Raw genomic sequence first — 12501 nt, forward strand, 5'->3', positions numbered from 1 at the left:
GGCGATTCCGGTCCGGAAATGCGGCCGCCCGTGATCGCAGGACGCGGCGCGAAAACCCGTCGACCTCGGCGCCGCATCCCCCTAAACACCCGGTGCCGTCCCGCCCCGCGGCCCGGACGCCCGCCACCCGCCCCCACGGCCCGATGACGGCGAAGCCCGAGACCCTCCGACGCTCCCTCACCGACGGCCCCGTCGTCCAGGCCCCCGGCGGCCTGCGCGCCCTGGTGCGCGGCAGCGAGGTCGGGCTCGTCGGCCTCGCGATCCTGGTCGGCTGCCTCGCCGGGCTCGCGGTCAGCGCCATGGCCTTCGCCACGCAGGGGCTCCACCGCCTGATCTTCGGCCTCTCCGCGGACGGGAGGCTCAGCGCCGCGCCCGCCCTGCCGGCCCTCCTCGTCCTCACCGCGCCGGCCCTCGGCGGCCTGCTGCTCGGCCTCGTCCTCCGCTTCGGCAATCGGCTCCGGCGCGGGCCGGGGCGGCCGGTGGTCGACCCGATCGAGGCCAACGCCCTGCATGGCGGGCGCCTCAGCCTGCGGGATTCCGTGCTCGTCGCGCTCCAGAACCTGATCTCGAACGGCTGCGGCGCCTCGGTCGGCCTGGAAGCCGGCTACACCCAGCTCTCGGCCGGGCTCGCCTCCCGCCTCGGGCTCGGCTTCGAGTTGCGGCGCTCCGACATGCGGGTGCTCGTCGGCTGCGGGGCGGCCGCCGCCATCGCGGCGGCCTTCGATGCCCCCCTCACCGGCGCCTTCTACGCCTTCGAACTGATCATCGGGACCTACGCGGTCGCCTCCCTCACCCCGGTCGTGGTCTCGGCCCTGGTCGGCGCCCTGGTGGCCGGCTCCGTCCTGCCGCATCCGCCCGCCATCACCCTCGACCCGACCCCGCCCGTGACCCCCGCCGACTACCTGCCGACGCTCGGGCTCGGCCTCCTCTGCGCCGGCCTCGGCATCCTGATCATGCAGGGGGTGACCCTGATCGAGGCCAGCGTGCGCCGCAGCGGCGTGCCGACCGTTGCCCGCCCGGCCCTCGGCGGCGTCCTGGTCGGGCTCCTGGCGCTCGCCGCCTCGCCGCAGGTGCTCTCGGCCGGGCACGGGGCGCTCCACCTCAACCTCGCGCAGGACGGGCCCGTCCTCGGCGCGGGCGCGCTGATCGGGCTGTTCTGCGCCAAGGCCCTCGCCTCCGCGGTCTCGATCGGCACCGGCTTCCGGGGCGGGCTGTTCTTCGCCTCGCTCTTCCTCGGCGCCGTCGCCGGCAAGGCCTACGCGATCCTGATGCCGCCGCTCATCGCCACGGCGCTGCCGCCCACCACCTACGCCATCGTCGGGATGAGCGCGCTCGCGGTCGCGGTGATCGGCGGGCCGCTCACCATGACCTTCCTGGCCCTGGAGATGACCGGGGACTTCGCCGTGACCGCGCTGGTGCTGGCGGCGGTGATCGCCTCCTCCCTCACGGTGCGCAAGACCTTCGGCTACTCCTTCGCCACCTGGCGCTTCCACCTGCGGGGCGAGAGCATCCGCAGCGCCCACGACATCGGCTGGATCCGCAGCCTCACGGTCGGCCAGATGATGCGCCGGGAGGTGCGCACCGTCCGGGCCGACACCACGCTGGCGGCCTTCCGGCGCGCCTTCCCGCTCGGCTCCGTGAGCCAGGTCGTCGCCACCGACGAGGCCGGGCTCTATGCCGGGATCGTGCTGGTGCCCGAGGCGCACGCCGCCCCGATCGACGAGAAGGCCGGCACCATGCGGGTCGCCGACATCCTGCGCTGCCACACCGACGTGCTGCTGCCGCAGATGAACGCCAAGGAGGCCGCCGCGCTGTTCGACAGTTCCGAGAGCGAGGCCCTGGCGGTGGTCGAGAGCCCCCAGCACGCCCGCGTGATCGGCCTGCTCACCGAGAAGCACACCCTGCGCCGCTACAGCGAGGAACTCGACCGACAGCGGGCCGCCACGGTCGGCGAGGTGGGCTGAGCCCGCGGCTTGCGATTGACCGGCGCGCCCGGATGCGCGAGGCCGGGGAGCAAACCGATCCGGGAGACACGCCATGTCCGCCACGCCCCGCCACTACCGCATCGCCGTGATCCCCGGGGACGGGATCGGCAAGGAGACGGTGCCGGAGGGGATCCGCGTGCTGGAGCAGGCGGCCAAGCGCCACGGCTTCACCCTCGAGCAGAGCTGGTTCGACTTCTCCTCCTACGATTACTACGCCAAGCACGGCCGCATGATGCCGGAGGATTGGCGCGCGCAGGTCGAGGGACACGACGCGATCTTCTTCGGCGCGGTCGGCTGGCCGGAGAAGATCCCGGACCACGTCTCGCTGTGGGGCTCGCTGATCCTGTTCCGCCGCGACTTCGACCAGTACGTGAACCTGCGCCCGGTGCGGCTGATGCCCGGCGTTCCCTGCCCGCTCGCCCACCGCAAGCCCGGCGACATCGACTTCTGGGTCGTGCGCGAGAACACGGAGGGCGAGTATTCCAACGCGGGCGGGCGGATGTTCGCCGGCACGGAGCGGGAATTCGCCGTGCAGGAATCGATCTTCACCCGCCACGGCACCGACCGGGTTCTGCGCTTCGCCTTCGAGCTGGCGCAGTCGCGGCCGAAGAAGCACCTGACCTCGGCCACCAAGTCGAACGGCATCTCGATCACGATGCCCTACTGGGACGAGCGGGTGGAGGCGATGGCGGCCCGCTACCCGCAGGTGCGCTGGGACAAGTACCACATCGACATCCTGACGGCGCATTTCGTGCTGAACCCGGACCGGTTCGACGTCGTGGTGGCCTCGAACCTGTTCGGCGACATCCTGTCGGATCTCGGGCCGGCCTGCACGGGCACGATCGGCATCGCGCCCTCCGGCAACATCAACCCGGACCGCCGCTTCCCGTCGCTGTTCGAGCCGGTCCACGGCTCGGCCCCGGACATCGCCGGCCAGGGCATCGCCAACCCGATCGGCCAGATCTGGTCGGGCGCGATGATGCTGGAGCATCTCGGCGAGCGGGAGGCCGCCGCCGAGATCGTGGCGGGGATCGAGCGCGTCCTGTCCGAGCGCACCCTGCGCACCCGCGATCTCGGCGGCAACGCCGACACGGGGGCCTGCGGGCAGGCGGTGGCGGAGGCGCTGGGCTGAGCGGCGAGAGCGGCCGCTTGCCTCATCCCGCGACCCGGCGGCCCGTCGGGGCCCCCGGCGCGGCCGGTCACCCCGTCGCCGCCGATGCGCTCACGCCGCGGGCGCCTTCACGCCGCGGGCGCCTTGCGGGCCCGCAATTCCGCCCGCACGCGCGCCACGCCCTCCGGCCCGAGATCGAGGGCGAGCCGCACCGCCTCCTCCATGAGCGCCTGGGGCGTCACGCCCGCCTGCTTCGCCGCGCGGCTGAGCAGCAGCCCGAGGGCGCCGTCGATCGGGAGCGAGGGGCCGCGGGGCGCCTCGGGCCTCGGGGCCGGGGCGGCGGGCGCGTCCTCGCGGGGCGGCAGCCCGAGGCCCCGGCGGCGGCCCTCGGCGGCGAGCCGGTCGGCCCGCTCGTTGCCTTCCTCGCCCGCGTGGCCCCGCACCCAGACCCAGCGCACGTCCCGGCGCGCGTTGAGCGCGTCCAGGCGCTCCATCAGGTCGCGGTTCTTCACCTCGCCGGTCGTGGTCCGCCAGCCCTTGGCCTTCCAGCCGCGCAGCCACTCGGTGACGGATTTCACCACGTACTGGCTGTCGCAGCGCATCTCGATCGCGGCGCCCTCGGGAAAATGCTCGAGCGCGCTGATCGCCGCCGTCAGCTCCATGCGGTTGTTGGTGCTGCGCGGGTCCCCGCCGCAGAGCTCGACCGGGCCCTCCGGCGCCAGGATCACGACGCCCCAGCCGCCCGGGCCGGGATTGGGGTCGCAGCCGCCGTCGGCGTAGACGATGGTTCGCATGGGCACTCGACTCTTTCACCGTGACTCGGGCGTCGCATCTTGCCACGAGACGCTGAACGAATCCGCCACCGCGCGGCCCCATCCCTGGCACGCTCCTTGCCGGCGCTTCCGTAAGGAGACCGGCGCCACCGGCCGGTCGATTGCCGAGAGGGGTGCTGCCATGACGACACGGACGGCCGATGCGGTGGAGGAGCGGCTGCCGCTGGCCAGGCTCGTCCCCCTCGGGCTGCAGCACGTGCTGGTGATGTATGCGGGCGCCGTCGCGGTGCCGCTCATCATCGGCCGCGCCCTCACCCTGCGGCCCGAGGAGGTCGCCTTCCTGATCAGCGCCGATCTCTTCGCCAGCGGCCTCGCCACCCTGGTGCAATGCGTCGGGCTCCCGGGCATCGGCATCCGGCTGCCGGTGATGATGGGCGTGACCTTCGCGTCGGTCGGCCCGATGCTCGCGATGGCCGCCGCCCCGGAGATCGGGCTCCTCGGCATCTACGGCGCGGTGATCGGGGCGGGGATCTTCGGCCTCCTGGTCGCCCCCTATGTCGGCCGGCTCCTGCCCCTGTTCCCGCCGGTGGTCACCGGCACCGTCATCCTGGTGATCGGCATCTCGCTGATGCGGGTCGGCATCAACTGGGCCGGCGGCGGCCTGCCGACGCTCACCCGCGTGGTCGACGGCGTGCCGGGCAGCTTCCCCAACCCGGCCTACGGCCAGCTCGCCGGGCTCGGCATCGCCCTGTTCGTCCTCCTCGTCATCCTCGCCCTCATCAGGTGGGGCGAGGGCTTCCTCGCCAACGTCGCGGTGCTGGTCGGCATCGTGGCGGGCTCGCTCCTCGCGGCCGCCCTCGGCCTGATGCACCTCGACAAGGTGGCGGCGGCGCCCTGGTTCGGCCTCGTCCTGCCCTTCCATTTCGGCCTGCCGACCTTCCGCCTCGTGCCCGTCGCCACGATGTGCGTGGTGATGGTGGTGGTGATGATCGAGTCGCTCGGCATGTTCCTGGCGCTCGGCGAGATGACGGGCCGGCCGGTCGACCGGGAGGACCTCGCGCGCAGCCTGCGGGCGGACGGGCTCGGCACCCTGCTCGGGGGCCTGTTCAACACCTTCCCGTACACGTCCTTCTCTCAGAATGTCGGCCTCGTCGGGGTCACCGGGGTGCGCTCGCGCTTCGTCACCGTGGCGGGCGGGCTGATCATGGTCGGGCTCGGGCTGCTGCCCAAGATGGCGGCCCTGGTCGAGGCCGTGCCGCAGGTGGTGCTCGGCGGCGCCGGCCTCGTGATGTTCGGCATGGTCGCGGCGACCGGCGCGCGCATCCTCACGGCGGTCGATTTCCGCACCCGGCCCAGGAACCAGTTCGTGGTGGCGATCGCGGTCGGCTTCGGCATGATCCCGCTCGTGGCGCCCAGCTTCTTCCGCAACCTGCCGCACGCGCTGCACCCGCTCCTCGAATCGGGCATCCTGCTCTCCGCCATCGCGGCGGTGCTGCTCAACGCCTTCTTCAACGGGCTCGGCGGCGCCGAGGCCGCGCGCCGCGACGCCGCCGCGGTGGCGGCCGTCGCCGAGCACGTCTGATCCGGGATCCGCTTGATCGAAGCGGATCCCGGATCACAAGCCTGCGCGGCGCCTGAGCGCGGCGCCTGAGCGAAGCCGACATCCGCATGGCGAAGCCATCAGTCGGATGTCGTATGACCCGCCCGAGCGACCCGGGAGACCGAGCGAGCCATGACCCTCCTGCACAAGACCTACGGCAAGGGCCGCGTCCGCGTGATGCGGGTGCACCGGGACGGGGCGCGCCACGAGGTGCGCGAACTCACCGTCCAGGCCATGCTGACCGGCGGCTTCGACCCGGCCTTCACCCGGGCGGACAACTCGACCACGGTCTCCACCGACACGGTCAAGAACGTCGTGAACATCGTGGCCCGCGAGAGCATGACCCTGGCGCCGGAGGAGTTCTGCCGGGCGGTGGCCCGGCGCCTGATCGACGCCTACGCGATGGTCGAGACCGCGACCGTCACCGCCCACGAGACCCGCTGGTCCAGGCTCGCACTCGACGGGGAGCCCCACCCGCACGCCTTCACCCTGGACGGCAACGGCACCTCCGTCGCCAAGGTGACGATGGCCCGGGGCGGCGCGCTCACCATCGAGTCCGGCCTCTCGGGCTTCACCTTCCTGAAGACCACGGAATCGGGCTGGGCCAACTACGTCAAGGACCCCTACACGACGCTCTCCGAGACGCACGACCGGCTCGCCGCCACCAGCATGGAGGCGTCCTGGCTGTGGGGCCGCCCGCCGGCGGATTACCCGGCCGCCAATGCGCGGATCCTGGACAGCCTGCTCAAGGTCTTCGCCACCACCTACAGCCACAGCATCCAGGACAGCCTCTACCGGATGGGCCGGGCGGCGCTGGCGGCGGTGCCCGAGATCGAGACGATCAGCATGGCCTGCCCGAACAAGCATTACCTGCTGGTCGACCTCGCGCGCTTCGGCCTCGACAACGACAATCAGGTCTTCGTGGCGACCGACGAGCCGCACGGCCAGATCGAGTGCACGGTGGGCCGATGAGGACGACGCTCGACGTCCTCAACGCCGCCCCGCCGGAGGTCTTCGCCGCCTTCGCGGGGGACCTGTTCGAGGGGGCGTCCTGGGTGGGGGAGCGGGCCGCGGCGGCCCGCCCCTTCGCGACGGTGGCGGCCCTGGACGCCGCCCTGGCGCAGGCCATCCGCGCCGCCGACCCGGAGGCGCAGCGCGCCCTGGTGCGCGGCTTCCCCGACCTCGCCGGGTCCGGGGCGCTCGCGCCCGATTCCGCCGCCGAGCACGCGGGGGCGGGCCTCGACCGGCTGGGAGGAGCGGAGGCCGAGGCCTTCGCGCGCCTCAACGCAGCCTACCGGGCGCGGTTCGGCTTCCCCTTCGTGCTCTGCGTCCGCCGCCGCAGCCTCGACGCCATCCTGGACGGGTTCGAGGCGCGGCTCGCCCGCGCGCCGGAGGCGGAACTCGCCGCGGCGCTGACCGAGATCGGCCACATCGCGCGGCTGCGCCTCGTGGACCGGGTCGACGGGCCGGGCCCGCCCCCGACCACCGGCAAGCTCTCGACCCACGTGCTCGACACGCATGGCGGGCGGCCCGCCGCCGGGGTCGCCCTGCGCTTCTACGCGCTCGGCCGCGCCGGCCGCACCCTGCTCGACACCCGCACCACCAACGCGGACGGCCGCACCGACACGCCGCTCCTCTCGGGGGCGCCCCTGCGGGTCGGGCGCTACGAGATCGAGTTCGACATCGGCCCCTATTTCCGGGAGCGGGTCGCCCCCTCCGTGGACACCCTCTTCCTGGAGACGGTGCCGATCCGCTTCGGCATCGACGAGCCGGAGGGCCATTACCACGTGGCGATGATCGCGACGCCGTGGAGCTACACGGTGTATCGCGGCAGCTGATCCGGACTCCGCGCGACCGAAGCGGATCTCACCTCGGCAAGGCGCCGTCCCGAAGGCGCCGTCCCGGCGGATCGGGCGGGCCCGGCGCTGGCATCCGCTCGAGAGAAGCGCGGAGGCGCTCGCCGCCCGAGGGCGCGCATCCGCCGGCGCCCCGCGCGCCGCCCCTCCCCGCCACAGCCGGCTACCACCACGGGCCGCGGCGCCGCGCTACTCTCCCGCCCAGCGCCGGCCGGCAGGGCCGGTTCCCTCAGGAGAGGTCCCCGGATGGCCAAGCCCGTTCACTCGATGATCCGCGTGCGCGACGAGGCCCGCTCGCGCGACTACTACGCCAAGGCCTTCGGGCTCGACGTCGCGGACCGGTTCGAGTTCGACACCTTCGCCCTCGTCTACCTGCGCGACCCGGCCTCGCCCTTCGAACTCGAACTCACCGTCAATTTCGACCGGCAGGAGCCCTACGAGATCGGCAACGGCTACGGCCACCTCGCGGTGGTGGTCGACGACGTCGAGGCCGAGCATGCGCGCTTCGTGCGCGAGGGCCTGCCCGCGACCCCCGTGAAGGACTTCCAGCACCAGGGCCGCACGCTCGCCCGGTTCTTCTTCGCGACCGACCCGGACGGCTACCGGATCGAGGTCATCCAGAAGGGCGGGCGCTTCGGCTGAGCCGCCGATTCCAAACAACACTACATCCGGAGGAAACCCCATGAGAGAAGTCGATCCGCGCCGGCGCGTGAGCCGGCGCAGCTTCCTGCAATCCGCCGCCGCGGCGGCCCCGGCCGCCGCCATCGCCTCCGGCGCGGGCCTCTGCGTCGAGGAGGCCTGGGCCGAGGGCGCCGCCGCCCTGACCCCCTCCGACCTCAAGACGCTGGTGAAGATCGCCCGGGACATCTACCCGCACGATTTCCTCGCCGACAGCTCCTACATCGCGGCCGTGAAGCCCTGGGACGCCAAGGCCGCCGCCGACCCGGCGACGCGGCAGCTCCTCACCGAGGGGATCCGCCGCCTCGACGAGGACGCCCGCACCCGCCACAAGGTGCCCTACGCGCAGGTCGGCTGGGAGGCCGACCGGGTCGTCCTGCTCCAGGCCGTCGCGCACACGCCCTTCTTCAAGGCGCTCCGGGCCGACCTCGTCGTCTCGCTCTACAACCAGCCCGACCTGTGGGCGAAGTTCGGCTACGAGGGCTCCTCGGCCGACAAGGGCGGCTACATCGCCCGCGGCTTCAACGACATCGACTGGCTGCCGAAGGTCTGAGGACCGGCCGCCCGACGCCAACGAAGAATGAGGCGCGCCCGGGCGCGAGACCGCGGACGACGCGGCCCGCCGGCGCCAGCGGAGGAAACCATGGCCGGATTCGACCTGAACGACGACGGGCTCGTCGTCATCGTGGGCTCGGGCGCGGGCGGCGGCACGCTCGGCACCGAATTGGCGCTCAAGGGCATCAGGACCGTGATCCTGGAGGCCGGCGCCCGGCACAACATGGAGGATTTCGTCAACGACGAGTGGGCGAGCTTCGCCCAGCTCGCCTGGACGGACATGCGCACCACCTCCGGCTCCTGGCGGGTGGCGCGGGACTTCCCCAACCTGCCGGCCTGGATCGTCAAGGCGGTGGGCGGCTCGACCGTGCACTGGGCCGGCGCCTCGCTGCGCTTCGAGGAGCACGAGTTCCGCATCCGCGACCATTACGGCGCGATCCCGGGCGCCAACCTGCTCGACTGGCCGATCACCCGGGCCGAACTCGACCCCTGGTACGAGAAGGCCGAGGACCGGATGGGCGTGACCCGCACCAACGGCATCCCGGGCCTGCCCGGCAACAACAACTACAAGGTGCTTGAGGCCGGCGCCCGCCGCCTCGGCTACCGGGAGGTCCATACCGGCCGGATGGCGATCAACAGCCAGGAGCGCCACGACCGCGGCGCCTGCCAGCAGATCGGCTTCTGCTTCCAGGGCTGCAAGTCGGGGGCGAAGTGGTCGACGCTGATCGCCGAGATCCCCCGCGGCGAGGCGACCGGCAACCTGGAGGTCCGCCCGGGCTGCATGGCGCTCCGCATCGAGCACGATGCCTCCGGCAAGGTGACGGGCGTCGTCTACGCGGACGAGACCGGAACGCTGCAGCGCCAGAAGGCCCGCATCGTCGCGGTGGCCGGCAACTCGATCGAGAGCCCGCGCCTCCTCCTCAACAGCGCCTCGTCCCTGTTCCCGGACGGGCTCGCCAATTCCTCCGGGCAGGTCGGCCGCAACTACATGCGGCACATGACCGGCAGCGTCTACGGCGTGTTCGAGAAGTCGGTCCACATGTACCGCGGCACCACCATGGCGGGCATCATCCGCGACGAGGCGCGCCACGACCCGTCGCGCGGCTTCGCGGGCGGCTACGAGATGGAGACGCTCTCCCTCGGCCTGCCCTTCATGGCGGCCTTCCTCAACCCGGGCGCCTGGGGGCGCAGCTTCACCAGCGCCATGGAGCAGTATCCGCGCATGGCCGGGATGTGGCTCGTCGGCGAGGACATGCCCCAGGAGTCGAACCGCATCACCCTCGACCCGGTGCAGAAGGACGCGCACGGGATGCCGGTCGCGCACGTCCACTTCGACGACCACTCGAACGACGTCGCGATGCGCGACCACGCCTACCGGCAGGGCGCGGCGGTCTACGAGGCGGTGGGCGCGACCGTGACCTACCCGACCCCGCCCTATCCGAGCACCCACAACATGGGCACCAACCGCATGAGCGCGCGGCCGCGCGACGGCGTCGTGAACAAGTTCGGCCAGACCCACGACGTCGGGAACCTGTTCGTCTCGGACGGCAGCCAGTTCACCAGCGGCGCGGCCTGCAACCCGACGCTGACCATCGTGGCCCTGGCGCTGCGGCAGGCGGACCACATCGCGGGCGCGATGCAGCGGCGGGAGATCTGATCCGGGCCGCGCCGCGCGAGCGGGCCCGGGCTGGCGATCGCACCGCCCGGGCCGGATCGGCCGCGTCGCGGCCGGCGCCGATCCGCACGAGGAGGAGCGTCGCCGAGGCCCCCGGGCGCGTCGGCCCGCCATCATCGGATTTCCCGATGAGAAACCGCCGGAAATTGCGCTTTTGACCCGACAATCTCGATGGTAGCCCTCTCCCCAGCGATGCCCGTGCCGGGCCGAGCCGAGGAGATTGCGATGTCGGACCTGTTTGCCTCCACCAGGAGAGAAGAGATTGCCCCCTTCCTGGGCAAGCATTTCATCTATACCTATGAGAACGGCTGGCAGTACGAGATGTATATCAAGAACGAGCGGACGATCGATTACCGCATCCACAGCGGCATCGTCGGCGGCCGCTGGGTTCGCGATCAGGTCGCCCATATCGTCCGACTCTCCGACGAGGTGGTGAAGATCTCCTGGGATGAGCCGACCGGGACGACGGTGAGCGTCGCCGTGAACTTCGAGGAGCGCCGCATCCACGGCGTGATCTTCTTCCCGCAATGGATCGCCCAGGATCCGAAGCGGACCGTCTGCTTTCAGAACGAGCATCTCGACAGGATGCGCCAGTACCGCGATGCCGGCCCGACCTACCCGAAGCTGGTGGTCGACGAGTTCGCCTCGGTCACGTTCCTAGAGGATTGCGGCATCGACAACCAGGAGGTGATCGCCTGCGCGCCGGCCGACCTGCCGGACGGGTACGCCGCGCGGCAGAACTGACGATCGGCGATCAGTCGCGCATCAGCAGGCCGGCGAGGTCACGGGTCGCCGGGCCGGCCTGCTCCTCGTCGGCGTGGATCAGGCCGAGCGGGATCAGCCGCGTGCTGCCGGCCGCGAGCCGCAGGGGCAGGAGTCGCCCCGCGGCGATGTCCTCGGCCACCAGATGGCGCGGCAGCCAGCCGTAGCAGAGCCCGCGGCACACCACCGCCACGGCCGCCTCGACCGTGTCGACGTGCCAGATCTGCCGCTCGGCGGGGGCGGGCCCCTCCGTGGCGCGGCCCCGGCCCTGCCCCGGCCAGCCCTGCCCCTGGATGAACACGAGCCAGTGGCGCGACAGGGTGGCCTGGGTCAGCGGGCCGCCCCCCCGCGCGTGCAGCGGGTGGTCGCGATGGGCGACGGCCAAGAGCTCGACGGTGAGGAAGCGCCGGCAGGCCCGCGCGCGCGGATCCCAGACCGTGACGGCGAGGTCGAAGGGCGCGTCGAGCGGGTCGGGGGCGGTCTGCCGCACGAGTTCCCGCAGGTCGACGCGGACATGCGGGTGCGCGTCGCGGAACGCCGCGAGGGCGTCGCACAGACGCTGCCGCGGGAAGAGGCTGTCGATCAGCAGCCGGATTTCGGCCTGGTGCCCGGCGGCGAGGAAGCGGCTGCGCTCCTCCAGCCGGACCAGGTCGTCGATCAGCGGCGCGGCCTCGGCCAGCAGGGCGCGGCCGGCCTCCGTCAGGATCGCGCGGCGCCCCTCGCTCTCCAGGAGCGCGAGGCCGAGGCGCTCCTGCAGCTGGGCGACGGCGTAGCTCACCGAGGATTGACTGCGATGCAGGTGCTCCGCCGCCCGCGCGAAGCTGCCCGCCTCGACCACGGCGCGCAGCACGGCCCATTGCTCGACGCTGGTTCTCGGGACGGACCTCATGCGGGAAGGACCGCCATGGGGCCGCGCCGCCGCTCCCGCGCCGGAGAGGCGAGCCCGTCCGGCCGCCCGGCGCCGAGGGGGCCGGCTGGCGCGCAGGCCCGCGCGGCGACCCGGACGGGGGCGGCCGCCCCCGTCACTCCGCCGCCATCAGCACCGGCGCCCCGAACCGCCCGGTCCCGCCCCGGGCGAGGGCGATCAGGCAGCAGCAGCGCAGCAGGGAGGCGAAGTTCCGCACCTCGCCGTGGCGCTCCATCACCTCGTCGTGCAGCTTGGTGGCGAACTTGGCCACGCTGAGATTCTCCTGCCGGGCGATGTCCTCCAGGATGGTCCAGAAGGCGGTCTCCAGCCGCAGCGAGGTGCAGTGGCCGCCGATGCGCAGCGAGCGGGTCTCGCAGGCGTAGTTCTCCGGCGGCTGCTCCGCGAAGATGCGGCACATGGGCGTCCTCCCGAGTTCGGAGGAAGCCTAGCCAACCCCGTGGCCGCCGGGCAAGCCGCCGCGGCTGCGGCCCTGCCGCAGCGTCGCGGCCCTGCCGCAGCGTCGCGGCCGGCTCCGGCGTCCGGGGAGGCCCGCCGCCGCGGCTGTTCCCCTGGCTGCCGACATGTTCTAGACGGGCGGC

The 12501-nt window shown here is 72.6% G+C and carries 12 protein-coding genes; 9 read left to right on the plus strand and 3 right to left on the minus strand.

All coding sequences use genetic code 11. The annotated features are described in order from the left end of the window. The first annotated feature begins 143 nt into the window (after nt 1-143). Entirely contained in the window at nt 144-1964 is a 1821-nt protein-coding gene (locus MET2598_RS0113200; protein ID WP_018261145.1) for a chloride channel protein, read from the plus strand. A 73-nt stretch (nt 1965-2037) separates the two neighbouring features. Further along, nucleotides 2038-3117 (plus strand): tartrate dehydrogenase, encoded by a 1080-nt coding sequence (locus MET2598_RS0113205; RefSeq protein ID WP_018261146.1) that lies wholly within the window; start codon nt 2038-2040, stop codon nt 3115-3117. 107 nt (nt 3118-3224) lie between these two features. Here MET2598_RS0113205 and rnhA read toward each other — a convergent pair whose 3' ends face one another. Continuing rightward, nucleotides 3225-3890 carry a ribonuclease HI gene (gene rnhA, locus MET2598_RS0113210; protein ID WP_018261147.1) on the minus strand — a complete coding sequence of 222 codons (666 nt, stop codon included), beginning with the start codon at nt 3888-3890 and terminating at the stop codon, nt 3225-3227. Nucleotides 3891-4050: 160 nt separating this feature from the next. Between rnhA and MET2598_RS0113215 the strand changes: the two genes are divergently transcribed. The 7 genes from MET2598_RS0113215 (at nt 4051) to MET2598_RS0113245 (ending at nt 10977) form a co-directional block, all read left to right on the plus strand. Then, nucleotides 4051-5451 carry a nucleobase:cation symporter-2 family protein gene (locus MET2598_RS0113215; protein ID WP_018261148.1) on the plus strand — a complete coding sequence of 467 codons (1401 nt, stop codon included), beginning with the start codon at nt 4051-4053 and terminating at the stop codon, nt 5449-5451. 150 nt (nt 5452-5601) lie between these two features. Then, complete coding sequence (gene pucL / locus MET2598_RS0113220; protein WP_018261149.1) at nt 5602-6441, plus strand: factor-independent urate hydroxylase; 840 nt, start codon at nt 5602-5604, stop codon at nt 6439-6441. Next, nucleotides 6438-7307, plus strand: coding sequence for a 2-oxo-4-hydroxy-4-carboxy-5-ureidoimidazoline decarboxylase (gene uraD / locus MET2598_RS0113225; RefSeq protein WP_018261150.1), 870 nt, complete (start codon nt 6438-6440; stop codon nt 7305-7307). Before pucL ends, uraD begins: the two co-directional genes overlap by 4 nt. A gap of 264 nt (nt 7308-7571) precedes the next feature. Further along, entirely contained in the window at nt 7572-7967 is a 396-nt protein-coding gene (locus MET2598_RS0113230; protein ID WP_012334961.1) for a VOC family protein, read from the plus strand. A gap of 40 nt (nt 7968-8007) precedes the next feature. Beyond that, entirely contained in the window at nt 8008-8556 is a 549-nt protein-coding gene (locus MET2598_RS0113235) for a hypothetical protein (RefSeq protein ID WP_018261151.1), read from the plus strand. A 90-nt stretch (nt 8557-8646) separates the two neighbouring features. Beyond that, complete coding sequence (locus MET2598_RS0113240; protein ID WP_018261152.1) at nt 8647-10215, plus strand: GMC family oxidoreductase; 1569 nt, start codon at nt 8647-8649, stop codon at nt 10213-10215. A 189-nt stretch (nt 10216-10404) separates the two neighbouring features. Beyond that, complete coding sequence (locus tag MET2598_RS0113245; protein WP_330218345.1) at nt 10405-10977, plus strand: phenolic acid decarboxylase; 573 nt, start codon at nt 10405-10407, stop codon at nt 10975-10977. A gap of 10 nt (nt 10978-10987) precedes the next feature. On the opposite strand, the gene MET2598_RS0113250 is transcribed toward MET2598_RS0113245, so the two are convergent. Next, nucleotides 10988-11884, minus strand: coding sequence for a LysR family transcriptional regulator (locus MET2598_RS0113250; protein WP_012334965.1), 897 nt, complete (start codon nt 11882-11884; stop codon nt 10988-10990). A gap of 133 nt (nt 11885-12017) precedes the next feature. Beyond that, a complete protein-coding gene (locus MET2598_RS0113255; protein ID WP_012334966.1) occupies nt 12018-12320 on the minus strand; it encodes a ribbon-helix-helix domain-containing protein in 303 nt (100 codons plus the stop codon). Between the last annotated feature and the right edge of the window lie 181 nt (nt 12321-12501).

Origin of the sequence: Methylobacterium sp. WSM2598 (assembly GCF_000379105.1) — a bacterium.
Taxonomy (GTDB): Bacteria; Pseudomonadota; Alphaproteobacteria; order Rhizobiales; family Beijerinckiaceae; genus Methylobacterium.